The 21,252-nt window shown below is 69.3% G+C and carries 25 protein-coding genes and 1 other RNA gene; 21 read left to right on the top strand and 5 right to left on the bottom strand.

Features of this window, described 5'->3' with window-relative positions:
• The first annotated feature begins 53 nt into the window (after window positions 1-53).
• The 3 genes from STARVERO_RS15465 to STARVERO_RS15455 are packed head-to-tail and all read left to right on the top strand — an operon-like array spanning window position 54 to window position 2,636.
• Window positions 54-1,112, top strand: coding sequence for a flagellar motor protein MotA (locus tag STARVERO_RS15465; RefSeq protein ID WP_159599843.1), 1,059 nt, complete (start codon window positions 54-56; stop codon window positions 1,110-1,112).
• Window positions 1,112-2,146 carry a peptidoglycan -binding protein gene (locus tag STARVERO_RS15460; protein ID WP_144344171.1) on the top strand — a complete coding sequence of 345 codons (1,035 nt, stop codon included), beginning with the start codon at window positions 1,112-1,114 and terminating at the stop codon, window positions 2,144-2,146. The genes STARVERO_RS15465 and STARVERO_RS15460 overlap by 1 nt, the downstream gene beginning before the upstream one ends.
• 10 nt (window positions 2,147-2,156) lie before the next feature.
• Window positions 2,157-2,636, top strand: a complete 480-nt coding sequence (locus tag STARVERO_RS15455) for a GNAT family N-acetyltransferase (protein WP_144344172.1) — start codon at window positions 2,157-2,159, stop codon at window positions 2,634-2,636.
• Between the two features lie 76 nt (window positions 2,637-2,712).
• Here the strand turns inward: STARVERO_RS15455 and STARVERO_RS15450 are convergent, their stop codons facing one another.
• A complete protein-coding gene (locus STARVERO_RS15450; protein WP_159599841.1) occupies window positions 2,713-4,530 on the bottom strand; it encodes an ABC transporter transmembrane domain-containing protein in 1,818 nt (605 codons plus the stop codon).
• Window positions 4,531-4,632: 102 nt separating this feature from the next.
• Between STARVERO_RS15450 and rpmE the strand changes: the two genes are divergently transcribed.
• Window positions 4,633-4,857 (top strand): 50S ribosomal protein L31, encoded by a 225-nt coding sequence (gene rpmE, locus STARVERO_RS15445; protein ID WP_144344174.1) that lies wholly within the window; start codon window positions 4,633-4,635, stop codon window positions 4,855-4,857.
• Window positions 4,858-4,999: 142 nt separating this feature from the next.
• Here rpmE and STARVERO_RS15440 read toward each other — a convergent pair whose 3' ends face one another.
• Complete coding sequence (locus STARVERO_RS15440; RefSeq protein WP_159599839.1) at window positions 5,000-5,551, bottom strand: DUF1465 family protein; 552 nt, start codon at window positions 5,549-5,551, stop codon at window positions 5,000-5,002.
• Window positions 5,552-5,813: 262 nt separating this feature from the next.
• A complete protein-coding gene (locus tag STARVERO_RS15435) occupies window positions 5,814-6,017 on the bottom strand; it encodes a DUF1192 domain-containing protein (RefSeq protein WP_144344176.1) in 204 nt (67 codons plus the stop codon).
• 167 nt (window positions 6,018-6,184) lie between these two features.
• Here STARVERO_RS15435 and STARVERO_RS15430 point away from each other — a divergent pair, with 167 nt between their 5' ends.
• From STARVERO_RS15430 to STARVERO_RS15410, 5 genes are all read left to right on the top strand, one after another.
• Window positions 6,185-7,162: an NAD(P)H-quinone oxidoreductase gene (locus tag STARVERO_RS15430; protein ID WP_159601817.1), complete on the top strand. Its 978-nt coding sequence runs from the start codon at window positions 6,185-6,187 to the stop codon at window positions 7,160-7,162.
• A 317-nt stretch (window positions 7,163-7,479) separates the two neighbouring features.
• Window positions 7,480-7,636: non-coding RNA, 6S RNA (ssrS, locus tag STARVERO_RS15425), on the top strand.
• Between the two features lie 11 nt (window positions 7,637-7,647).
• Window positions 7,648-8,253, top strand: coding sequence for a 5-formyltetrahydrofolate cyclo-ligase (locus STARVERO_RS15420; RefSeq protein ID WP_159599837.1), 606 nt, complete (start codon window positions 7,648-7,650; stop codon window positions 8,251-8,253).
• A 4-nt stretch (window positions 8,254-8,257) separates the two neighbouring features.
• Window positions 8,258-9,070 carry a TIGR00282 family metallophosphoesterase gene (locus STARVERO_RS15415; RefSeq protein WP_159599835.1) on the top strand — a complete coding sequence of 271 codons (813 nt, stop codon included), beginning with the start codon at window positions 8,258-8,260 and terminating at the stop codon, window positions 9,068-9,070.
• A 113-nt stretch (window positions 9,071-9,183) separates the two neighbouring features.
• Window positions 9,184-9,930, top strand: a complete 747-nt coding sequence (locus tag STARVERO_RS15410) for a YebC/PmpR family DNA-binding transcriptional regulator (RefSeq protein ID WP_159599833.1) — start codon at window positions 9,184-9,186, stop codon at window positions 9,928-9,930.
• A 139-nt stretch (window positions 9,931-10,069) separates the two neighbouring features.
• Here the strand turns inward: STARVERO_RS15410 and STARVERO_RS15405 are convergent, their stop codons facing one another.
• Window positions 10,070-10,816 carry a sulfite exporter TauE/SafE family protein gene (locus STARVERO_RS15405; protein ID WP_144344180.1) on the bottom strand — a complete coding sequence of 249 codons (747 nt, stop codon included), beginning with the start codon at window positions 10,814-10,816 and terminating at the stop codon, window positions 10,070-10,072.
• Window positions 10,817-11,076: 260 nt separating this feature from the next.
• Here STARVERO_RS15405 and STARVERO_RS15400 point away from each other — a divergent pair, with 260 nt between their 5' ends.
• Entirely contained in the window at window positions 11,077-12,015 is a 939-nt protein-coding gene (locus STARVERO_RS15400) for a DMT family transporter (RefSeq protein WP_159599831.1), read from the top strand.
• 20 nt (window positions 12,016-12,035) lie between these two features.
• Here STARVERO_RS15400 and STARVERO_RS15395 read toward each other — a convergent pair whose 3' ends face one another.
• Complete coding sequence (locus STARVERO_RS15395) at window positions 12,036-12,431, bottom strand: COG4315 family predicted lipoprotein (protein WP_159599829.1); 396 nt, start codon at window positions 12,429-12,431, stop codon at window positions 12,036-12,038.
• 129 nt (window positions 12,432-12,560) lie between these two features.
• Between STARVERO_RS15395 and ruvC the strand changes: the two genes are divergently transcribed.
• The 11 genes from ruvC (at window position 12,561) to pal (ending at window position 21,211) form a co-directional block, all read left to right on the top strand.
• Window positions 12,561-13,100 (top strand): crossover junction endodeoxyribonuclease RuvC, encoded by a 540-nt coding sequence (ruvC, locus tag STARVERO_RS15390; protein WP_159599827.1) that lies wholly within the window; start codon window positions 12,561-12,563, stop codon window positions 13,098-13,100.
• Window positions 13,097-13,714, top strand: a complete 618-nt coding sequence (gene ruvA, locus STARVERO_RS15385; protein WP_159599825.1) for a Holliday junction branch migration protein RuvA — start codon at window positions 13,097-13,099, stop codon at window positions 13,712-13,714. The genes ruvC and ruvA overlap by 4 nt, the downstream gene beginning before the upstream one ends.
• Window positions 13,711-14,748 carry a Holliday junction branch migration DNA helicase RuvB gene (ruvB, locus tag STARVERO_RS15380; protein ID WP_159599823.1) on the top strand — a complete coding sequence of 346 codons (1,038 nt, stop codon included), beginning with the start codon at window positions 13,711-13,713 and terminating at the stop codon, window positions 14,746-14,748. Before ruvA ends, ruvB begins: the two co-directional genes overlap by 4 nt.
• A 56-nt stretch (window positions 14,749-14,804) precedes the next feature.
• Window positions 14,805-15,440, top strand: coding sequence for a TetR/AcrR family transcriptional regulator (locus STARVERO_RS15375; RefSeq protein WP_159599821.1), 636 nt, complete (start codon window positions 14,805-14,807; stop codon window positions 15,438-15,440).
• A 272-nt stretch (window positions 15,441-15,712) separates the two neighbouring features.
• The gene (locus tag STARVERO_RS15370; protein WP_159599819.1) at window positions 15,713-16,126 is read left to right on the top strand and encodes a DUF2852 domain-containing protein; all 414 of its coding nucleotides are present in this window, start codon (window positions 15,713-15,715) and stop codon (window positions 16,124-16,126) included.
• A gap of 88 nt (window positions 16,127-16,214) precedes the next feature.
• The gene (gene ybgC / locus STARVERO_RS15365; RefSeq protein ID WP_159599817.1) at window positions 16,215-16,724 is read left to right on the top strand and encodes a tol-pal system-associated acyl-CoA thioesterase; all 510 of its coding nucleotides are present in this window, start codon (window positions 16,215-16,217) and stop codon (window positions 16,722-16,724) included.
• A gap of 282 nt (window positions 16,725-17,006) precedes the next feature.
• Window positions 17,007-17,720, top strand: a complete 714-nt coding sequence (gene tolQ / locus STARVERO_RS15360) for a protein TolQ (RefSeq protein WP_144344189.1) — start codon at window positions 17,007-17,009, stop codon at window positions 17,718-17,720.
• A 4-nt stretch (window positions 17,721-17,724) separates the two neighbouring features.
• Entirely contained in the window at window positions 17,725-18,180 is a 456-nt protein-coding gene (gene tolR / locus STARVERO_RS15355; protein ID WP_144344190.1) for a protein TolR, read from the top strand.
• 5 nt (window positions 18,181-18,185) lie between these two features.
• A complete protein-coding gene (gene tolA, locus STARVERO_RS15350; RefSeq protein WP_144344191.1) occupies window positions 18,186-19,148 on the top strand; it encodes a cell envelope integrity protein TolA in 963 nt (320 codons plus the stop codon).
• Window positions 19,149-19,182: 34 nt separating this feature from the next.
• Window positions 19,183-20,541 (top strand): Tol-Pal system beta propeller repeat protein TolB, encoded by a 1,359-nt coding sequence (tolB, locus tag STARVERO_RS15345; protein WP_144344192.1) that lies wholly within the window; start codon window positions 19,183-19,185, stop codon window positions 20,539-20,541.
• Between the two features lie 181 nt (window positions 20,542-20,722).
• Window positions 20,723-21,211 (top strand): peptidoglycan-associated lipoprotein Pal, encoded by a 489-nt coding sequence (pal, locus tag STARVERO_RS15340; RefSeq protein WP_418655066.1) that lies wholly within the window; start codon window positions 20,723-20,725, stop codon window positions 21,209-21,211.
• Window positions 21,212-21,252 lie beyond the last annotated feature (41 nt).

The raw sequence follows: 21,252 nt of genomic DNA, 5'->3' as shown, positions 1-21,252 counted from the left end.
TGTCCGGAAGCTTTTCTCCGGCGATTGCCCCCGCCCGCAGGACGGCCACTTTCATGAACGCGACGGATTCGTTTCATCAGCTTTCTTCGCCCCGCATCTTCCTGGTGCGGATGTTCGTCTTCGTGCTGCTCTGCGTGGCGCTGGCCTCCGTCCTCTACCAGCCGATCTGGCGGGCCTTCCTCAACAATCCCGGGCTGAACGGCGTCATCTTCGGCGTGCTGTTCATCGGCATCGTCTTCGCCTTCCGGCAGGTGGTGCGCCTGCTGCCCGAGGTGGCGTGGGTGAACAGCTTCCGCATCGCCGACCCCGGCCTCGAAGTCGCGCGCGCCCCCGTCCTGCTGGCGCCGATGGCCTCGCTGCTCGGCGACCGCGTGGGGCGCATGTCGATTTCGCAGGCGACGATGCGCGGCATCCTGGAGTCGATCGGCACCCGCCTCGACGAGGCGCGCGACCTCTTGCGCTACCTCACCGGCCTGCTGGTCTTCCTCGGCCTGCTCGGCACCTTCTGGGGCCTTCTGGAAACGGTGAGCTCGATCGGCCGGGTGATCGGCTCGCTGGACGTGGGGCCGGAATCGGCCTCGGTGCTCGACGCGATGAAGACCGGCCTCGCCGCGCCGCTCGGCGGCATGGGCATCGCCTTCTCGTCCTCCCTGTTCGGTCTGGCCGGCTCGCTCGTGCTGGGCTTCCTCGATCTTCAGGCCGGGCAGGCGCAGAACCGCTTCTACACCGACCTCGAGGACTGGCTGTCCACGACGGTCGAGGACCTTGGCGTGGAGGCCGCCCGCGAGCGGCCGGCGCGCGCGCCGGCGACGGCCGCCGGCACGGTGCCCGGCGCGGCCGTGTCCGCGGCGGCGGTGCCGCCGGCGGCCGACTTCGGCAACCTCACCGACGCGATCGCCAAGCTCGATCGCACCATGACGGAAGCGGGCTCGCAGCGCGTGACCACCGCCATGGCGCATCTGGCTGAGAGCCTTCAGGGACTGGTCCAGCACATGCGCAGCGAGCAGCAGATGGTGCGCGACTGGGTGGAGGCCCAGGCGGAGCAGCAGCGCGACATCAAGCGGCTGCTGGAGCGCATCGCCGAGAAGCAGTCGGATCGCGAGAGCGCCTGATGGCCCTGGGACGCGCCCGCCGCGGCGAACGCCACATCGACTACTGGCCCGGCTTCGTCGACGCGCTGTCGACGCTGCTGCTGGTCTTCGTCTTCCTGCTCTCGGTCTTCGTGCTCGCCCAGTTCGTGCTGACGCAGGAGATCGGCAGCAAGGACGACGCCATGGCGCGGCTGCAGGCGCAGATTCGCGAGCTGACCGACCTGCTGGCGCTGGAGCGGACCAACGACGCCGAGGCGGAAAGCCAGATGGGCGCGCTGCGCGCCAGCCTGCTGCGGATGGAGCAGGAGCGCGACGCGCTGCAGGAGGCCGCGACAGCCGTCGCCACGCCGGAGGAGATCGCGGCGGCGCAGAACCGGGGCGACGACCTCGCCCGCCAGCTCGGCCAGGAGAAGGACGCGGCGGCGCAGGCCGCCTCGCAGATCGCCATCCTCAACCAGCAGATCGCCGCGCTGCGCCGGCAGATCGCGGCACTGGAACAGGCGCTGGACATCGCCGACCAGAAGGACAAGGAAAGCCAGTCGCGCCTCGCCGACCTCGGCCGCCGGCTCAACGTCGCCCTCGCCCAGCGCGTGCAGGAGTTGACGCGCTACCGTTCGGAATTCTTCGGCCGGCTGCGTACGATTCTCGGCGACCGCCCGGACGTGCGCATCGTCGGCGACCGCTTCGTCTTCCAGTCGGAAATCTTCTTCGACCGCGCATCGGCGGAGATCCGCACCGACGCGGTCCCCGCCCTCGACCAGCTCGCCGCCGCTCTGGTGCAGCTGGAGAAGGAGATCCCCCCCGATCTCGGCTGGGTGCTGCGGGTCGACGGCCACACCGACGACCGTCCCATCGCGACGCCGCAGTTCCCGTCCAACTGGGAACTCTCGGCGGCGCGCTCCATCGCCGTGGTGCAGTATCTCGCCAGCAAGGGCGTGTCGCCGCAGCACCTCGTCGCCGCCGGCTTCGGCGAATACCAGCCGATCGATACCGGCAGCAGCGACGAGGCGCGTGCCCGCAACCGCCGCATCGAACTGAAACTCACCGAGAGATGACCGAACGGCGATGACATCCGGCCCATCCGCCACGCTCGCACAGTTCGACTGGAACCGCATGCCGGCCATGACCGATCTGTGGGTGGAGGCGTGGCAGGAGGCGATGCCGGAGATCGACTTCGAGGCGCGGCGCGGCTGGCTGTGCCACCGCATCGGCACGCTGATCGAGGAAGGCGCGGTCATCGAGCTGGCGCTGGAGACGCGCGGGGAGGCGGCGCCGGCGCGGCTGCTGGGTTTCGTCTCGGTGCATCCGCGCACCGGCTATGTCGACCAGCTCGTCGTCCATCCCGACCATTGGGGGGAGGGGGTGGCCAGCCGGCTGGTCGCGGCCGCCGCCGCGCGTTCGCACGGGCGGCTCTCGCTCGACGTGAACGAGGAGAACGAGCGGGCCGTGCGCTTCTACGAGAAGGCCGGCTTCGTGGCGACCGGGCGCGGCGTCAACCCCACCTCCGGCCGCCCGACGCTGCGGATGGAGCAAAAGAGCGGGTGAACTGCCGCTCTGCATCCCATCCGCGATGACGGCTCATCTGGGATGACGGCTTATCTGCGATGACGGCGAACCCCGCCTACTTGCCCCCATTGCCCTCGCCGAACTGCAGCGCCGCGAGGCGGGCATAGAGGCCGCCCTGCGCGACGAGGCTGGCATGGTTGCCTTCCTCCACCACGCGCCCGCCTTCCATCACCAGGATGCGGTCGGCGGAGAGCACGGTGGCGAGCCGGTGCGCGATGACGAGCGTGGTGCGCCCTTCCATCGAGCGATCGAGCGCCTGCTGCACCAGCGTCTCGCTTTCGGCGTCGAGGGCGGAGGTCGCCTCGTCCAGCAGCAGGATCGGCGCCCGGCGCAGGATCGCGCGGGCGATGGCGATGCGCTGGCGCTGGCCGCCGGAGAGAGTGACGCCGCGCTCGCCCACCGCCGTCTCCCAGCCTTCCGGCAGGCGGGTGACGAATTCGTCGGCGCGGGCGAGGCGCCCGGCCTCCTCGACCTCGGCATCGGTGGCGTCCGGCCGGCCGAGGCGGATGTTCTCGCGGATCGAGGTGGCGAAGATGGCGACGTCCTGCGGCACCAGCGCGATGCGCGCGCGCACCGCCTCCGGATCGGCCCTGGCAATGTCGACGCCATCCACCTCCACCCGCCCGGAGGCCGGATCGTAGAAGCGCAGGAGAAGCTGGAACAGCGTGCTCTTGCCGGCGCCGGACGGGCCGACGACGGCGACGCGCTCGCCCGGCCGCACGGCGAAGCTGACCCCGGAAAGGGCCGGCAGGTCCGGCCGCGTCGGATAGGCGAAGGCGACGTTGTCGAAGGCGACGGCCCCGCGCGCCGGCTCCGGCAGCGCTTCCGGCACGGCGGGGCGGGAGACCTTCGGCTGCTCGGCCAGCAGCTCGGCGATGCGCTCGGTGGCGCCGGCCGCCTGCGAGATTTCGCCCCAGACCTCGCCGAGCTGGCCGAGGCCACTGGCCGCCAGCACGGCATAGAGGACGAACTGGCCGAGCGTGCCGGCGGTCATGGTGCCGGCGAGCACGGCGTTGGCGCCGGCCCAGAGGATGCCGACCACGCTGGCGAAGATGAGCAGGATCGCGAAGCCGGTGAGCCAGGCGCGGGCGCGGACGGCGTCGCTCGCCGCGTTGAACGCCTGTTCGACCTCGCCGGCGAAATGGCGGGCGGCGCTCGCTTCCGCCGTGTTGGCCTGCAGGCTGCGCACGGCGCCGATGGCCTCGGCGGCATAGGCGGAGGCTTCGGCCAGCGTGTCCTGCGCGTTGCGCGAGCGCTTGCGCACGCCGCGCCCGGCGCCGAGCAGCACGGCGACGATGACGGGAATGGCGATGAGCAGCGTCGCCGAGAGCCAGGGGCTCGTGACCACCATCATCACCGCCGCGCCGAAGAACAGCACGAGGTTGCGCAGCGCGATGGAGGCGGAGGCGCCGACCGCCGACTTGATCTGGGTGGTGTCGGCGGTGAGCCGCGAGATCAGCTCGCCCGACCGGGCGCTGTCGTAGAAGCCGCCGTCGAGGGTGAGCACATGGGCGAAGAGCTGGGCGCGCAGGTCCGCCACGATGCGCTCGCCGAGCGTCATGACGAGGTAGTAGCGCGCAGCCGAGGCGATGGCGAGCACCGCCACGACGCCGATCATCACGCCGAAATAGCGGTCGATGAAGCCGGCATGGCTCTCGTCGAAGCCGAGATCGATCATTCGCCGGACGGCGATCGGCACCACCAGCGTGGCGATGGCGGCGACCACCAGCGCCACCAGCGCCGCCGCGGCGCGGCCGCGATAGCGCAGGATGTGCGGCCAGAGCGCCCGCAGGGGCTTCAGCCGGGGGCGGCGCGGGACGGGGGCGGTCGGCGTGGTCTCGGAAGGAAGGGAGGCGGCTTGTGTCACAGGCATGTCTCGGTTATAGAGCCGCTCGGATTTCCGGCAGGATCGTTTTGTAGATCGCCGCGTGGCTCCCGCGAGGGGCCGGCCGTGCGGCGGCTGAGGATGCTACCCATGAAGAGCGACATCCATCCCGACTACCACATCGTCAAGGTGGTGATGACGGACGGCACCGAGTACACGACCCGGACGACCTGGGGCAAGGAGGGCGACGTCCTCCAGCTCGATATCGATCCGACCTCGCACCCGGCCTGGACCGGCGGCTCGCAGCAGCTGCTCGACCGCGCCGGCCGCGTGTCCAAGTTCCAGAAGAAGTTCGCGGGCTTCCTCAAGGCCTGATCGGCCTTCCGGAACCAGCCTCGCGATCCGACGATACCGACCCTCGCGCCGGGCGATGCCCCGCGCGAGGGTTTTCGTTTGCGCACCGGTCCGGAGTCGGGGGGCGTGGCCGGGCGTCCGCGCGGGGATCGGCGGCTCGTCGTCAGCCGCGCTCGAAGGCGCGGCGCAGGCGGCCGATCTGGCCGGCGACGGCGTTCGGCCGTAGCTCGTCGGGCGTCGACGAGGGGGCGGAGAGGGTGTCGTCGAGCTGGACGATCTGCCGCTGCAGCTCGTAGCCGCGCAGGATAAGGTCGACGAGCGGCTCCGGCAGCAGCGATTCCTGGTCCATGTCGCGCAGCGGGCCCTTGAGGTCGATCTTCGCCGCCTCGCGCCGGGCGGTCTCCCCGCTCATCTCGCCCTCCGCCACGGCGCGCCGCAGCAGCAGCCAGGAGGCGAGCTGCATCAGCCGGGTGGAGAGCCGCATGCTCTGCTGGGCGTAGGCGGCGAGGGCGGCGCGGGAGAGGGCGCGGCTCGCGGTGCGGCCCTCGCCGTCGAGATAGGCGGCGGTCTCGTCGACCAGCGCCATGCCCTGCTGGAACAGCGCGGCGAAGGCGGGGGAGGCGAGGCGGCGCTCGGCGAGGCGGATCATCTCGCCGCGGGCGGCCTCGTCCGTGCCGGAATCGCCGGTGCCGGAATCGTCCCGATCGTCGTTCATCGCCCTGGGTCCGCTGCATCCGTGGCCGCGCGGCGCGCGCCCACATGCCTGTCGCCCAGCGCGGGCGCGCTGTCCAGTCGTCCCGGCGGATGAGGGCGTGGGATTGCGGGGATGAAAAAAGAGCCGCCCGGTGGGGCGGCTCGATAAGTCTAGACAGGGATGCGTCAAACAGAGTGGACAGAGGCCACTCGCGGTCAAAACTGGACCGCTGCCAGTAATAGTTCGGAAAGCTTAATGCGGGGTTAAGCCCCCGCCAGCGGGTTCAGCGCTTGAAGAAGGTTTCCGCCGCCTCGCGCGAGGCGCGCTTCTTCTGGAGGGCGCCCTTCAGCCGCTCGATCTCGCCGGTGAGCTGGCCGATGCGCTCCTCGATCTCGGTCTCGGACAGTGCCGAGAGATCGGTGCCGATCTCGTGCCCGGGTGCCTTCACCGCGGGGGCCGAGAGGAAGAGGTCGTCTTCGATCGCCATGGCGTCACTCCTTTTCAGGTCCAGCACGCCTGTCCCAATCTAGCCCCTGCCGGCGCCGGTTGCCAGCCGGGGCGGCTTGACCTAGGACGGGACAACAATCGCGACAGGATGAGGAAGACGCCGTGACCGACCTGCCCGTTGGCTTGCCCGCCCATCTGCCCGCCACCATGACGGCCGTTGGCCTGCCGACCCCCGGCGGCCCGGAAGCGCTGGTTCCCGAGCAGCGCCCGGTGCCCGTGCCCGGCGCGGGGGAGATCCTGGTCAAGGTCGCGGCGGCGGGCGTCAACCGGCCGGACGTGATGCAGCGCAAGGGGCTCTATCCCCCGCCGCCCGGCGCTTCCGACATCCCCGGCCTGGAGATCGCCGGCGAGGTGGCGGCGCTCGGCGCGGGCGTCACCTCGTGGAAGATCGGCGACAAGGTGTGTGCGCTCGTCTCCGGCGGCGGCTATGCCGAGTACTGCCTCGCGGACGAGGGCGCGGCGCTGCCGGTTCCGGCGGGGCTTTCCATGGTCGAGGCGGCGGCGCTGCCCGAGACCTTCTTCACCGTGTGGACCAACGTGTTCGACCTCGCCGGGCTGAAGGCGGGCGAGAGCTTCCTCGTGCATGGCGGCACCTCGGGCATCGGCACGACGGCGATCCAGCTCGCCAAGGCGTTCGGCGCCACGGTGCTGACGACCGCCGGCAGCCCCGAGAAATGCAAGGTCTGCCGCTCGCTCGGCGCCGATCTCGCCATCGACTACAAGGCCGAGGATTTCGTCGCGGCGGTGAAGGCGAAGACCGGCAAGGGCGTGAACGTCATCCTCGACATGGTCGGCGGCTCCTATATCGGCCGCAACTACGAGGCGGCCGCGCCGCAGGGGCGCATCGTGCAGATCGCCTTCATGGAAGGCTCCAAGGTGCAGATCGACTTCATGCGCCTGATGCTGAAGCGGCTCTCGCATATGGGCTCGACGCTGCGCTCGCGGCCGAAGGCGGAGAAGTCCGTCATCGCCGCTTCGCTGAAGGAAAAGGTCTGGCCGCTGATCGAGGCCGGCAAGGTGAAGCCGGTGCTCGACCAGACCTTCCCGCTGGAGAAGGCGAGCGAGGCGCATGCGCGCATGGAGACCAGCGCCCATATCGGCAAGATCATGCTGAAGGTGGGGTGAGGGGCTTCGCCGAGGGTTTTGCCGAAGAGGCCTGTGTGGGATCCCGGATCGGCGCTTCGGCTTCGCCTCTGCTGGTCCGGGATACGGGAGGTATCTTGGCTTCCTGTTTCCCGGACAAGCTGCACGCCTTGCAGCGTCGATCCGGGGACCCAGCGCCAGACTCTTCCGCAATTTCGCGACCTGTCTGCTGGAACGCGATCCCTGCTCTCCGCTCCGCCGCGGCGGGAATGACGAACGAAAGGCCCCTATCGCGGAAAGCTGTTCGCCGTTTCCGGCTCCCTCTGGCAATATTTCCCATCGCATCCTAAATTTGTCATGCGGGGCTGCAAGGCTCGTCAGGAGAACATATTCCCCGGGGCCTTATCGATCTCCAAGGGAGCTGTCCCTGACCGAACCCCTGGGTTCGGACAAACGGCGCCCACCTACGTTGTAGGTTCCCGGGATCGATCCTCCAACGGCCATTGTGGCTCCGCACCTGTTTCATCATGCCTTACTCGCCCGACGCGCAATTCGATAAGGCCAGCCTCCGCTCGGAGGCGCTCGCACGGCGTGCGGCGCTTCATCCGAATGCCCGCGAGGCCGCCGCCGAAGCCGCCGCCGCCAACGCGCTGGCGTGGCTTGGAGACGTGCGCGGGGAGGTCGTCTCCGTCTTCACGCCCATCGGCACCGAGATCGGCACCGGGCCGCTCATCCGGCGCCTGCGCGAGGGCGGTGCCGCCGTCGCCCTGCCGGTGGTGGTGGAGAACGGCAAGCCGCTGATCTTCCGCCAGTGGGAAGCGGGCGTGGAACTGGTGGCCTCCAAGGGCCCCGGCCGGATCGTCATTCCCGCCCCGCCGGAGACGGCGCCCGCCGTCGTGCCGGACGTGCTGGTGGTGCCGCTCGCCGCCTTCGACGCGCGCGGCAACCGGCTCGGCTACGGCGCGGGCTTCTACGACCGCACGCTGGCCCTGCTGCGCGGCGCCAAGCGCATCGAGGCGGTCGGCTATGCCTTCGCCGTGCAGGAGCTTGCCGCCGTGCCCGCCGAACCGCATGACGAGCGGCTGGACGCCATCGCCACGGATGCCGGCATCGTGCGCCCGGCGGAGGACTGAACGAATGCGCCTACTCTTTCTCGGCGACGTGGTCGGGCGCCCCGGCCGGCAGGTCGTGCTCGAACACCTGCCGCGCCTGCGCGAGCGCTGGGAACTCGATTTCGTCGTGGTGAACGGCGAGAACGCCGCCGGCGGCTTCGGCATCACCGAGGCGATCTACGAGGAATTCCTTGAAGCCGGCGCCGACGCGGTGACGCTCGGCAACCATGCCTTCGACCAGCGCGAGGCGCTGGTCTTTATCGAGCGCGCGCCGCGGCTGGTGCGTCCGGCCAATTTCCCGCCCGGCACGCCGGGTCGCGGGGCGGCGCTGGTGGAGGCGCGCAACGGCGCGCAGGTGCTCGTCGTCAACATCATGGGTCGGGTCTTCATGGACCCGCTGGACGACCCCTTCGCCGCCATCGACCGCGAGCTCGACGCCGCGCCGCTCGGGCAGGTGGCGGATGCGACCATCGTCGATTTCCATGCGGAGACCACCAGCGAGAAGCAGGCCTTTGGGCACTGGTGCGACGGGCGCGCCAGCCTCGTCCTCGGCACGCACACCCATGTGCCCACCGCCGACTACCGCATCCTGCCCGGTGGCACCGCCTACATGACCGATGTCGGCATGTGCGGCTCCTATGACGGGGTGATCGGCATGGACAAGGAGGAGCCGCTGCGCCGCTTCACCCGCAAGATCGGCGCGACGCGCTTCGAGCCGGCGGGCGGGGCGGGGACGCTTTCAGGCCTCGCGGTGGAGACCGATGCCGGCCTTGCCGTCCGGGTCGCGCCGGTGCGGATCGGTGGCGCGCTGGAAGAGACGGTGCCCTCCTTCTGGTAGAAGGCTCCCGCTTTACGTGCGCATGCCCTCTCGCCTATAAGCCGCGCACCCAATTTTTCAGGACTTCAATGCGGCCGGGCGGCAAGTCCGTCCGGGACGACGTGGAGGCGGCGATGGCCGGGCATTCGCAATTCAAGAACATCATGCACCGCAAGGGCAAGCAGGACGCGGTGCGTTCCAAGCTGTTCTCCAAGCTGGCGCGTGAAATCACCGTCGCCGCCAAGATGGGCATGCCCGACCCGAACATGAATCCGCGCCTGCGCGCCGCCATTCTCGCGGCCCGCGCGGAAAACATGCCGAAGGACAATATCGACCGCGCGATCAAGAAGGCGGCCGGTGGCGACGCGGAGAACTATGACGAGATCCGCTACGAGGGCTACGGCCCCGGCGGTGTCGCCGTCATCGTCGAGGCGCTGACCGACAACCGCAACCGCACCGCCTCGGAAGTGCGCTCCTATTTCACCAAGTCTGGCGGCTCGCTGGCCGAGACGGGCGCGGTGTCCTTCATGTTCGACCGCATCGGCGTCGTCGAGTTCGACGCCGCCAAGGCTTCGGGCGACGACATGCTGGAAGCCGCCATCGACGCCGGTGCGGACGATGTGTCCTCTGACGAGGACGGCCACGAGATCGTCTGCTCGGTGGAGAACCTGCACGAGGTGGCCCGCGCGCTCGAAGCCAAGTTCGGCGAGCCGCGCAAGTCCGGCCTCGTCTGGCGCCCGCAGAACACCATCGCCGTGGACGACGAGACGGCGGAGAAGCTGATCCGGCTCGTCGACACGCTGAACGACAATGACGACGTGCAGAACGTCTACGCCAATTTCGAAGTGTCCGAGGCGATGCTGGCGAAGATGAGCGACTGAGGGCTCACGCGACAGTCGTCATCCCGGATGGAACACCGTCATGCCCGGCCTCGTGCCGGGCATTCGCGTCTTCGGGACAGGGCGAAATCGTGGATGGCCGGGCCAGGCCCGGCCATGACGCTGCATGGAATGGCAGTGATTACCGGCCGAGCAGGACGTCGAACAGCGGCAGGCTGAGCAGCGCGGCGGCGGCGATGACCCAGTAGGCGGCGATGCGGTAGGCACGGTCGGACGCGCCGCGAAAGGCGCGCGCCCCGGCATAGAGGCCGATCGCATAGGCCGGGCCCAGCAGCAGCACCAGCCGCCCGACCTCGGCGGTCATCATGCCGTTGGCGATGTAGGTCGTGCCGCTGGCGAGCGTGACCAGCGCGAAGAAGCCGAACAGGTTCGCCCGCACGAGCGCCGAGGGCTGGCCGCTGCCGAGCCAGTAGGCGACGACGGCGGGCCCGGACATCTGCGCGGCGCCGCCGAAGAAGCCGGCGACGGCGCCGACCGACAGCGTCGTCGGCAGGTTCTGCCGGCCGGAATGGCGCCAGCCCGACACCAGCAGCGCGAGCAGGCCGAGGCTGAGCGCCGCCAGCGACCAGCGCAGCAGCAGCGGGTCGAGATGCTTCAGCACCCACACGCCCAGCGGCACCATGACCACGGCGCCGACCGCGAGCGGCGCCACCTGCCGCCAGAGGCAGGCGCGCAGCGCCGGCACCAGGAAGGGCAGGGTCAGCACGGTGTCGATGACGAGCAGGGAGGGCGCGGCCACCTGCGGCCCGAAGGCGGCGCTCACCAGCGGCACGTAAATGAGCGCGCCGCCGAAGCCGGAAAAGCCGCGCGTGACGCCGGCGACGAGCGCCGTGAGGAAGGCCCAGGAGAGGGCCGGATCGAACGACATGGAAGGAAACCGGGCCCGAACGCGCCGCGCGAGAGCGTGCCGGCGAGACCTAATCCGGCGCCTCCGGCCCGTCAACGCGGAAATCGATGGTTGCGGCCGTTCCATCGCGTTTGCTGCTTTGTCGCTTTCGCCCTCCCATCGCGTTTGCTGAACGTGCCTATTCGGAAAACTCGTTTGCCGGAAAGGATCGCGCGCGGCACATTCGCGGCAACCTGCCGCCTCGCGGCCCCCATCGCCGCCTCGGCGGCCGGACCTTGAACATGGAAAAGCCCCTGGCTCCCGCGGCGACCCGCGCCGCGGCCGATCCACCCCTTTCCGACCGCTTCGTCGGCATCGGCTGCGCGCTGCTCGCCATCGCCATCTGGGGCGGCTGGATCGTGTCCACCCGCCATGCCGTGCACGGCCACCTGCCGCCGGCGACGGTGGGATGGCTGCGCTTCATCGTTCCCGCGACCGTGCTCGCACCGGCCTGGATACGGGTCGGGCTGTGGCCGAAGAGCGGGCTGGTTCCCTTCGTGCTCTGTTTTTTCGGAGCCGGGGGAATCTTCTTCCTCGTCGTCGCCAACGCGATGCGCTTCGTGCCGGCCGCCGATGTCGGCCCGCTGCTGCCCGGCACCATGCCGCTGATCGTGGCGGCGATCTCGGTGCTGTTCCTGCGCGAGCGGCTGGGCCGCCTGCGGGCGCTCGGCTTCCTGTGCATCGCCCTTGGCGTGCTGACGCTCGGCGGGCGGGGACTGCTGTTCCCGGAGGACGGCGCCTGGCGCGGGCACCTGCTGCTGCTGAGCGGCGCGGCGATGTGGGCGGGCTACACGCTGGCTTTCCGCCGCACCGGCATGAAGGCGACGGAGATCGTCGGGCTGGTCGGGCTGTGGTCGACGCTCATCCTGACGCCCTACGGCCTGCCGGGGGTGATCGACGCGGTGTCGAGCGGCTACGGCATGGAGGTGCTGGTCCAGCTGCTCATCCAGGGGCTGCTGTCCGGCGTCGTGGCGCTGGTGGCCTTCGGCATCGCCATCGAACGGCTCGGCTCCTCGCGCGCGGCCGCCTTCACCGGGCTGGTGCCGGCGCTCGCGGCGCTGATCGCCGTGCCGGTGCTCGGCGAGCACCCGGACGCGGCGGCGATGATCGGCGTGGCGGCGACGGGCGTGGGCGTGGCGCTGGCGAGCGGCGCTTTCGGAGCGCCGCGCGCCAGCCGCTGAAGCCGGAGGAGGGTGGCCGCCTAGTCGTTGACGGCGTGCCAGACGCCGCCGCGCCCGTCGCCCAGCTTGTCGCCCTTCTTCTTGTCGCCGGCGAAGAAATAGACTGGCTTGCCGTCATAGGCCCATTGCTGCGCGCCATCCTTGCGGGGGACGAGGGTCCAGCCGCTCTTCATCTTCGCGCCTTCCTTGCCGAGATAGGGCGGCCAGTTGGCGGCGCAGGAATCGTAGCAGCTGGGCATGCCGCCGGCGTCGGAATCGAAGATGTAGAGCGTCATGCCGTTGGGGGCGGTGAGCAGGCCGGCGGCCTGGGCGGGCACCAGGGTGGACATGCCGAGCAGGAGAAGACCGGCGGCGGTGCCGGCGCCGCGCGCGAGGCGTTGGCGGCTGAGGCTCGGGCGGGCGAGAAGAGTGCTCATGGCGTTTCTCCGGGGTGAGAGCCCCTTAATCCCGCGTTCACCATGTTCCCTTTCCGTGGCGAAGTCGCGGCGATGGCGGAGGTCCTCGGTACTAGGCGTTCGTCATTTGTTCGGCTACGCACTGTGCGTATGGCGCCGCATCCGATTCGCATTCTCGGGCTCGATCCGGGCCTCCGCCGCACCGGCTGGGGGGTGATCGAGGCCGTGGGAACGCGGCTCTCCTTCATCGCCTGCGGCACGGTGATGCCGCCCGAGGACGGGGAGCTGGCGATGCGGCTCGCCCATCTCCACACCGAGCTGGCCGCCGTGCTGCGGAATTTCGTGCCCGACGAGGCGGCGGTGGAGGAGACCTTCGTCAACATGAACCCGGCCTCGACGCTGAAGCTGGGGCAGGCGCGCGGCGTGGTGATGCTCACCCCGGCGCTGGCGGGCGTGCCGGTCGCCGAATACGCGGCGCTGCTGGTCAAGAAGACCGTGGTGGGTGCCGGCCGGGCCGACAAGACGCAGATACGCATGATGATGAAGGTGCTGCTGCCGCAGGCGGACTTCGAGACCGACGACGCGGCGGACGCGCTTGCCGTCGCCGTGACCCATGCGCAGCATCGCGGGATGGCGGCGATGAAGGCGGCGATGGCGGACAAGCTGGCGAGCAGGGTGGCGGCGCGATGATCGGGAAGCTCAAGGGTCTCGTCGACAGCTATGGCGACGACCACGTGATCCTCGACGTGCAGGGGGTCGGCTACCTCGTGCACTGCTCGGCCCGCACGCTGCAGGCGCTGCCCTCGGTCGGGGAGGCGGCGACGTTGTTCATCGAGACCTTCGTGCGCGAGGACATGATCCGTCTCTACGGCTTCGTCTCGCAGGCCGAGAAGTCGTGGTTCCTTCTGCTTCAGAACGTGCAGGGCGTCGGCTCCAAGGTGGCGCTGAGCGTGCTCTCCACCCTCTCCCCTTCCGAGCTCGCCAACGCCGTGGCGCTTGGCGATCGGGCCATGGTGGCGCGCGCCAACGGCGTCGGCCCGAAGGTCGCCGCCCGCATCGTCGCCGAGCTGAAGGACAAGGCGCCGGGCTTCGCCGATGTCGATCCGGCGGTGGCGGGGCTTGCCGCCTCGCTCGACGAGAAGCGGGCGCCCGCCCCGGTGGCCGACGCGGTCTCGGCGCTGGTCAATCTCGGCTATGCGCAGATCCAGGCGAGCGCCGCCGTGGCGGCGGCGCTGCGCGAGGGGGGCGAGGAGGCCGATACCGCCAAGCTCATCCGGCTCGGGCTTAAGGAACTGGCGCGATGAACACCAAGCGCCTCATCACGCCCGACAAGCGCGAGGAGGATCTCACCGAAGCCTCCCTGCGCCCGCAGAATCTCGCTGAATTCGTCGGGCAGGAGCAGGCGCGCGCCAATCTCGACGTCTTCATCAGGGCGGCGAAGACGCGCGGCGAGGCGCTCGATCATGTGCTGTTCGTCGGTCCGCCGGGGCTGGGCAAGACCACGCTGGCGCAGATCGTGGCGCGCGAGCTGGGCGTCGGCTTCCGCGCCACCTCCGGCCCCGTCATCGCCAAGGCCGGCGATCTCGCCGCGCTGCTGACGAACCTCGAGGAGCGCGACGTGCTCTTCATCGACGAGATCCACCGGCTCAATCCGGCGGTGGAGGAAATCCTCTACCCGGCGATGGAGGATTACGAGCTCGACCTCATCATCGGCGAAGGGCCGGCGGCGCGCTCGGTGAAGATCTCGCTGTCGAAGTTCACGCTGGTGGGCGCGACCACGCGCTCGGGCCTGCTGACGACGCCGCTGCGCGATCGCTTCGGCATTCCGATCCGGCTGAATTTCTACACCGTCGACGAGCTGGAACTGGTCGTCACACGCGGCGCGCGGGTGCTGGGCATCCCGATCTCCAAGGACGGCGCGCGCGAGATCGCCCGCCGGGCGCGCGGCACGCCGCGCATCGCCGGGCGGCTGCTGCGCCGGGTGCGCGACTTCGCGCTGGTGGCAGGCAAGGAGATCATCGACCGGGGGGCGGCGGACCATGCGTTGTCGCATCTGGAGGTCGACGGCGCCGGGCTCGACCAGATGGACCGGCGCTATCTCTCGGTCATCGCGATGAACTATGGCGGCGGGCCGGTGGGCGTCGAGACCATCGCCGCCGCGCTCTCCGAGCCGCGCGACGCGATCGAGGAGATCATCGAGCCCTATCTGGTGCAGCAAGGCTTCCTCCAGCGCACCCCGCGCGGCCGGGTGCTGACGGCGCACGCCTTCAAGCATCTCGGCCTTGCCGCCCCGACGAGCGTCAACCAGATGCCGCTCTTCGACGAGGGCGAGGATTAGCCCCTTGCCCACAGCGCCATCGACGCGCGTCCGCGCCTGATGTAAGTCCCCTTCACATGAGCTGGTCCCGAAACGGCGGAGAGTCGCGCGGCTACCATCACGGCAACCTGCGGGAAGCCCTGATGAAGGCGGCGCTCGACCTGATCGCGGAGAAGGGCACCGCCGGCGCCACCTTCGCCGAGGCGGCGCGGCGCGCCGGCGTGAGCCCGGCCGCGCCGTACCGGCACTTCCGGGACCGGGACGAGCTTCTCGCCGCCGTGGCGGCGGAAGGGTTCGAGCGTTTCGCCAAGGCGCTGCAGGCCGGCTGGAACGACGGGCGGCCGACGGCGGCGGAAGCCTATGAGCGCATGGGGCGGGCCTATCTCGACTTCGCCCGCCAGCATCCGGCCGAATATGTCGCCATGTTCGAATCCGGCCTGCCGCCCGAGGCGCACCCGGTGCTCGACCAGGCCGGCCAGCGCGCTTTCGGCGTGCTGCGCGAGGCGGCGGACGTGCTCGTCGCTTCCATGCCGGCGGAGGGACGCCCGCCGGCGCTGATGGTGGCGCTGCACACCTGGGCGCTGGCGCATGGCGTCGCCTCGCTGTTCGGCCGTTCGGACGGCTCCCGCCGGAAGCTGCCGATGACGCCGGAAGACCTCCTTGAGGCCGCATTCCTCGTCTATCTGAAGGGCCTCGGCGCGCCGACGAGTTGAGCCGGACGACGGCAAGGCACCGTCATCCCCAGGCTTGATCCGAGGATCCACGTTCTGACCGATGGCGTCCTTGGCCGATGAAGACGTGGATGGCCGGACAAGCCCGGCCATGACGTCGGTCGGGGGTATCCGGGCATCCGGCCGGTGGCGGCGCCCGCAAAATCCAACGCGTTCTTCTTGACAAGCCGGGGTTGCGCTCATACCTATGTAAATGTGATTAACATTAACCGCGGGGCTTCAAGCCGCGTGGTCTGACCCAGGAGCGGACGCCAATGGAGCTCGCGCAAAAGCTCGATAGTTACGGCAAGCCGGCCTGGATCGCGCTTACGGTCCTTGGCTTCATGGCCTGGTGGCCGCTGGGTCTGGCGATCCTGGCCTATTCGATAGGGAGTGGACGGATGTTCTGCAGTGGCAGGCGCGGCTTCGGCCGCTGGCAGGAGGAAGGCGCGGAAGCCTTCCGCAGCTTCGGCGGCCGCTTCGGTCGCGGCTTCCAGTCGAGCGGCAATCGCGCCTTCGACGAATATCGCGAGGAGACGCTGCGTCGCCTCGAGGAAGAGCAGAAGGATTTCCGGTCCTTCCTCGACCGCCTGCGGCAGGCCAAGGACAAGGCCGAGTTCGACCAGTTCATGGCCGATCGCCGCAACCGCCCGGCGCCCGCTCCGGAGCCGGCCGAGCCGCAGAGCTGATCGTCATCGCATTGCTTTCGGGCCGCGCCCTTCGTCGAGAAGGGCGCGGTTCTTTTTTTGCCGCGTGCTCTCGTTTATGAGGAGCGCCATGAACGAGCGCCCCGATCCCCTCTCTCCCGAGACCCTGAAGGCCGACCCTTTCCTGCATCTCGCCGGAAAGCTGGTGCCGGGCGGCCATGTGCTGCCGGTGCGGGTCTATTACGAGGACACGGATTTCTCCGGCATCGTCTATCACGCCAACTACCTGAAGTTCATGGAGCGCGCCCGTTCCGACCATCTCCGGCTCATCGGGGTGGTGCAGGGCGAACTGTTCGGGGAGGCGCTGGCCGAGGCGCCGGGCTTCGCCTTCGTCGTGCGCTCGATGGACCTGCAGTTCCTGCGCCCGGCGCGAATCGACGACGTGCTGGAGGTCCATACCAGCCCGGTCGAGGTCGCCGGCGCCTCGATCACGCTGGCGCAGAGGGTGATGCGCGCCGGCGAGGTGCTGGTCGAGGGCAAGGTGAAGGTCGCCTTCGTCGCGCAGGGGCGCGCCCGGCGCATACCTGACGCGCTGCGCAAGGCCATGAAGGCGGCGCAGGACGAAGCGCCGCAGGGCTGAGCGCCGAAAGCGGTTTCCCCTTACCGTGCAATCTGTTGCGATGCGGCAACGCTAACCCGCTATTAACCCTAGCAGAGGTTTAATGGGTGCGGCGCAAGCCCTTGCACGCCCTAGTTTCGTCGGATTCCCCGTCGAACAGGGGCAACAGGTTAATTGCTGGACGATCCGCCGGAGTGTTTCCGGCGTCCGGCCTGCCGGACCTGCTTCAAGGGCGTCGTCGCGTCGTGAGTTCCGGCTGCCCGTCCGGGCGAAGGCCGGTCCTGTACTGAGGTTTGTGATCCAATGAATCCTGCCGATGTGGCACAGACGGCCATGGCAGCCCCGAGCGCCGACTTGTCGCTGATCGGGCTGTTCCTTCAGGCCCACCTGGTTGTGAAGATCGTCATGGCGGGGCTGATCATTGCCTCCGTGTGGGTGTGGGCGATCATCATCGACAAGACGATTCTCTTCCGCCGCATGAAGAGCCAGATGGACCGCTTCGAGGCGACCTTCTGGTCGGGCCAGAGCCTGGAGGAGCTGTACCGTTCGCTGTCGTCCCGGCCCAACCACGCGATGGCGGCGATCTTCGTCGCCGCGATGCGCGAGTGGAAGCGCTCCTACGAGGGCGGCGCCCGTTCCTTCGCCGGGCTGACGCAGCGTCTCGAAAAGGTGATGGACGTCACCATCGCCCGCGAGGTCGAGCGGCTGGAGAGCCGCCTGCTGGTGCTGGCGACGGTCGGCTCGGCCGGCCCCTTCATCGGCCTGTTCGGCACGGTGTGGGGCATCATGACCTCGTTCCAGTCGATCGCCGCGTCGAAGAACACCAGCCTCGCGGTGGTGGCGCCGGGCATCGCGGAAGCCCTTTTCGCGACGGCAATCGGCCTCATCGCCGCCATTCCGGCGACGATTTTCTATAACAAGTTCGTTTCCCAGGTGAACCGGCAGGCAGCCCGGCTCGAAGGCTTCGCCGACGAGTTCTCGGCCATCCTGTCCCGCCAGATCGACGAACGGGGCTGATCGAATGGGGATGTCCGCAGGAGGCAGCGGAGGCGGCTGGACGTCGCGGCGCTCACGCCGTCGCGGCGGCGGTGCCGTCATGTCCGAGATCAACGTCACGCCGATGGTCGACGTGATGCTCGTGCTGCTCATCATCTTCATGGTCGCCGCGCCGATGCTCACCGTCGGCGTGCCGCTCGACCTGCCGCAGACGCAGGCCCAGGCGGTCTCGCAGGACCACGAGCCGCTGGTCATCTCGATCAACACGCAGGGACAGGTGTTCCTGCAGGACACCGAGATCCAGGTCGACGAACTCGTGCCCAAGCTGCAGGCCATCGCCAAGGCGGGCTATGACGAGCGCATCTTCGTGCGCGGCGACAAGTCGGTCGACTACGGCGCGGTCATGAAGGTCATGGGCCGCCTGTCGGGTGCCGGCTTCAAGCGCGTCGCGCTGGTTTCCGAAGTCGAGCAGGGGAGCTGAGCGGTATGCGCGCGGGTCTCATGTCCTCGGCCGCCCTTCACGCCGGCATCATCGGTTTCATGGTGATCTCCTTCGCGTCGCCGTCGCCCTTCGACGCGTCGCCGACCGAGGCCATGCCGATCGACATCGTTTCCGACGCCGAGCTGTCGCAGATGATGGCGGGCAAGAAGGACGCACCGAAGGCCGAGGCCCCCAAGCCGGTGGTCGAGAAGGTCGACACGCCCAAGCCGACCGAGCAGCTCGAGGCCAAGGTCGACGACAAGAAGCCCGAGGTGAAGGCCGCAAACGAGGCCGCCGCCCCGCCGCCTCCGCCGCCCGAGAACAAGCCGCCAGAGCCCAAGCCGCCGGCCGCACAGGCGCAGGCCAAGCCCGAGCCGGCGCCGCCGAAGGAGGCGGAGTCGCTCGCCGCCAAGCCGCAGGAGGCGAAGCCCGACCAGCCCAAGCCGGAGCAGCAGGCCCAGGCGACGCCGCCCGCGCCGCGCCCGCCCAAGAAGCCGCCACCGCCGAAGGTCGTGCAGGCGCCGCCGAAGGAGCAGACCGAGTTCAAGCCGAACGAGATCGCGGCGCTGCTCGACAAGCGCACCGCCTCGCGTCAGGCGGCGGTCGGCGACACGATCAACAACACCGCCTCGCTCGGCACGCGCGTCGGCACCGCCGCCACGCTCTCGCAGACCGAGATCGACGCGCTGCGCGCGCGGCTGATGCAGCTGTGGAACCCGCCGGCCGGCGCCTCGAATCCGGAGGAGCTGATCGTCACGGTCCGCATCCGCCTCAATGTCGACGGCACGCTTTCCGGGCCGCCCATGGTCGTGACCTCCGGTTCCAGCCCGTTCTTCCTGACGGCGCGCGACAGCGCGATCCGCGCGATTTTCCGCGGTCAGCCGTTCGATATGCTCTCACCCGCAAAATATGACGCGTGGAAGGACATCGAAGTGACGTTCGATCCGCGCGAAATGGTACGGGGCTGACCGGCCCCCTGATTTGCTCCCTCGAGTATTGATCATGACGCATTCGACCCGCCTTGCTTTTTCGGGCCCTCTCATCGGTCGCCGCGGCCTTATCACCGGTGCCGGCGCGCTGGCTGGCGCCGGGCTCCTGACCCGCCCGGCGCATGCGGTGCTGAAGCTGGACGTGACGTCCGGCACGCCGCAGCCGCTGCCGATCGCCATCACCGAGTTCGTCGGCGGCGGCAGCCCGCAGGACGCCGAGGCCGGCAAGGGCGTGACGCAGATCATCTCGGCGGATCTGCGTCGTTCGGGCCTGTTCGCGCCGATCGATCCGGCCGCCTTCGTCGAGAAGATCAGCAACCCCGACGCTTCGCCGCGCTTCCAGGACTGGCGCGTGATCAACGCCCAGGCGCTCGTCACCGGCCGCATGACGCGCCAGCCGGACGGGCGGGTGAAGGCCGAATTCCGCCTGTGGGACGTGTTTGCCGGCCAGCAGCTGATCGGCCAGCAGTACTTTACCCAGCCGGATAACTGGCGCCGCGTCGCCCACATCATCGCCGACGCCATCTATGAGCGCCTGACCGGTGAAAAGGGCTATTTCGACACCCGCATCGTCTTCGTCGACGAGAGCGGTTCGAAGGAGAAGCGCGTCAAGCGCCTCGCCATCATGGACCAGGACGGCGCCAACGTGACCTATCTCACGCGCGGCGACGACCTCGTGCTGACCCCGCGCTTCTCGCCGACCAGCCAGGAAATCACCTATATGAGCTATGGCCGCGGCGAGCCGCGCGTCTATCTGCTCAACATCGAGAACGGCCAGCGCGAGGTGGTCGGCAACTTCCCGAATATGAGCTTCTCGCCGCGCTTCGCGCCGGACGGGCAGCGGGTGATCCTGTCGCTCCAGCAGGGCGGCAATTCCAACATCTTCGTCATGGACCTGCGTTCCAAGGCGACCACCCGCCTCACCGACACGGCGGCGATCGACACCGCGCCCTGCTATTCCCCGGACGGCGCGCAGATCTGCTTCGAGAGCGACCGCGGCGGCGGTTCGCAGATCTACGTGATGAACCCGGACGGTTCGAACCAGCACCGCATCTCCTTCGGCGACGGGCGCTATTCGACCCCGGTCTGGTCGCCGCGCGGCGACGCCATCGCCTTCACCAAGCAGGCGCAGGGGCGTTTCGCCATCGGCCTGATGCGGCCGGACGGCTCGGGCGAGCGCATCCTGACCGAGGGCTACCACAATGAGGGCCCGACCTTCGCGCCGAACGGCCGCGTGCTGATGTTCTTCCGCGATCCGGGCGGCGGCGGCGGGCCGCAGCTCTATACGGTCGACATCACCGGATACAATGAGCAGCGCGTGCCGACCCCGAGCTATGCCTCGGATCCGGCATGGTCGCCGCTGCGTTCGTGAGGCGTGCGGCCCAGGGCGTCACGCTAGGGAATGATTAACCATAAATGGCGGTTTAAGTCGCAGCCGCCAAATCGACGCAATTGAGCAAGGTTCCGTAAAGCACGACGGAACATTGATGAATGCAATCACGCAGATCGGGGCGCCCGGTCGGGGAATTTGGGAGTCAGCGGTTATGATCCGTATGTTGCGTCAGCTGGGCGGTGCGCGCGCCGCCCTCATCATCGGCTTCGCGATGCTCGCGGCCGCCTGTGCCAAGAACCCGATGGACGGCGCCGCCGGCCAGGCGCTGGGTTCGGCCCCTCCCGGCAGCCCGCAGGAGTTCGTCGTTTCGGTCGGCGACCGCGTGTTCTTCGAGAGCGACCAGACCAGCCTGACGCCACAGGCCCAGGCCACGCTCGACAAGCAGGCGCAGTGGCTGAACAACTACGGCAAGTACAGCTTCACCATCGAAGGCCACGCCGACGAGCGCGGGACGCGCGAATACAACATCGCCCTCGGCGCCCGCCGCGCCCAGAGCGTGCGCGACTACCTCGTCCAGCGCGGCGTCGCGGCGAACCGCATGCGCACGATCTCCTACGGCAAGGAGCGCCCGGTCGCGGTCTGCAACGACATCTCCTGCTGGTCGCAGAACCGTCGCGCCGTCACCGTGCTGAACGGCACCGGTTCCTGACCGCGTCGCCTTCGGGAGCGTCCGGAGCCCGGTCCGCCGCA

The sequence above is a fragment of the Starkeya nomas genome, from assembly GCF_902703545.1.
Taxonomy (GTDB): Bacteria; Pseudomonadota; Alphaproteobacteria; order Rhizobiales; family Xanthobacteraceae; genus Ancylobacter; species Ancylobacter moscoviensis.
This window is presented reverse-complemented; position numbering and strand designations above follow the sequence as displayed.

Bases quoted from the DNA above. Each gene is read 5' to 3' on its own strand.
- pal (WP_418655066.1), top strand. From the start codon at position 20,723: ATGTTGCGTCAGCTGGGCGGTGCGCGCGCCGCCCTCATCATCGGCTTC.
- ruvB (WP_159599823.1), top strand. From the start codon at position 13,711: ATGAACACCAAGCGCCTCATCACGCCCGACAAGCGCGAGGAGGATCTC.
- STARVERO_RS15410 (WP_159599833.1), top strand. From the start codon at position 9,184: ATGGCCGGGCATTCGCAATTCAAGAACATCATGCACCGCAAGGGCAAG.
- tolB (WP_144344192.1), top strand. From the start codon at position 19,183: ATGACGCATTCGACCCGCCTTGCTTTTTCGGGCCCTCTCATCGGTCGC.
- tolQ (WP_144344189.1), top strand. From the start codon at position 17,007: ATGAATCCTGCCGATGTGGCACAGACGGCCATGGCAGCCCCGAGCGCC.
- STARVERO_RS15430 (WP_159601817.1), top strand. From the start codon at position 6,185: ATGACGGCCGTTGGCCTGCCGACCCCCGGCGGCCCGGAAGCGCTGGTT.
- STARVERO_RS15465 (WP_159599843.1), top strand. From the start codon at position 54: ATGAACGCGACGGATTCGTTTCATCAGCTTTCTTCGCCCCGCATCTTC.
- tolR (WP_144344190.1), top strand. From the start codon at position 17,725: ATGGGGATGTCCGCAGGAGGCAGCGGAGGCGGCTGGACGTCGCGGCGC.
- STARVERO_RS15420 (WP_159599837.1), top strand. From the start codon at position 7,648: ATGCCTTACTCGCCCGACGCGCAATTCGATAAGGCCAGCCTCCGCTCG.
- STARVERO_RS15415 (WP_159599835.1), top strand. From the start codon at position 8,258: ATGCGCCTACTCTTTCTCGGCGACGTGGTCGGGCGCCCCGGCCGGCAG.
- STARVERO_RS15455 (WP_144344172.1), top strand. From the start codon at position 2,157: ATGACATCCGGCCCATCCGCCACGCTCGCACAGTTCGACTGGAACCGC.
- STARVERO_RS15460 (WP_144344171.1), top strand. From the start codon at position 1,112: ATGGCCCTGGGACGCGCCCGCCGCGGCGAACGCCACATCGACTACTGG.
- STARVERO_RS15395 (WP_159599829.1), bottom strand. From the start codon at position 12,431: ATGAGCACTCTTCTCGCCCGCCCGAGCCTCAGCCGCCAACGCCTCGCG.
- STARVERO_RS15375 (WP_159599821.1), top strand. From the start codon at position 14,805: ATGAGCTGGTCCCGAAACGGCGGAGAGTCGCGCGGCTACCATCACGGC.
- STARVERO_RS15435 (WP_144344176.1), bottom strand. From the start codon at position 6,017: ATGGCGATCGAAGACGACCTCTTCCTCTCGGCCCCCGCGGTGAAGGCA.
- ybgC (WP_159599817.1), top strand. From the start codon at position 16,215: ATGAACGAGCGCCCCGATCCCCTCTCTCCCGAGACCCTGAAGGCCGAC.
- STARVERO_RS15405 (WP_144344180.1), bottom strand. From the start codon at position 10,816: ATGTCGTTCGATCCGGCCCTCTCCTGGGCCTTCCTCACGGCGCTCGTC.
- STARVERO_RS15440 (WP_159599839.1), bottom strand. From the start codon at position 5,551: ATGAACGACGATCGGGACGATTCCGGCACCGGCGATTCCGGCACGGAC.
- STARVERO_RS15370 (WP_159599819.1), top strand. From the start codon at position 15,713: ATGGAGCTCGCGCAAAAGCTCGATAGTTACGGCAAGCCGGCCTGGATC.
- STARVERO_RS15450 (WP_159599841.1), bottom strand. From the start codon at position 4,530: ATGCCTGTGACACAAGCCGCCTCCCTTCCTTCCGAGACCACGCCGACC.
- STARVERO_RS15400 (WP_159599831.1), top strand. From the start codon at position 11,077: ATGGAAAAGCCCCTGGCTCCCGCGGCGACCCGCGCCGCGGCCGATCCA.
- ruvA (WP_159599825.1), top strand. From the start codon at position 13,097: ATGATCGGGAAGCTCAAGGGTCTCGTCGACAGCTATGGCGACGACCAC.
- tolA (WP_144344191.1), top strand. From the start codon at position 18,186: ATGCGCGCGGGTCTCATGTCCTCGGCCGCCCTTCACGCCGGCATCATC.
- ruvC (WP_159599827.1), top strand. From the start codon at position 12,561: ATGGCGCCGCATCCGATTCGCATTCTCGGGCTCGATCCGGGCCTCCGC.
- rpmE (WP_144344174.1), top strand. From the start codon at position 4,633: ATGAAGAGCGACATCCATCCCGACTACCACATCGTCAAGGTGGTGATG.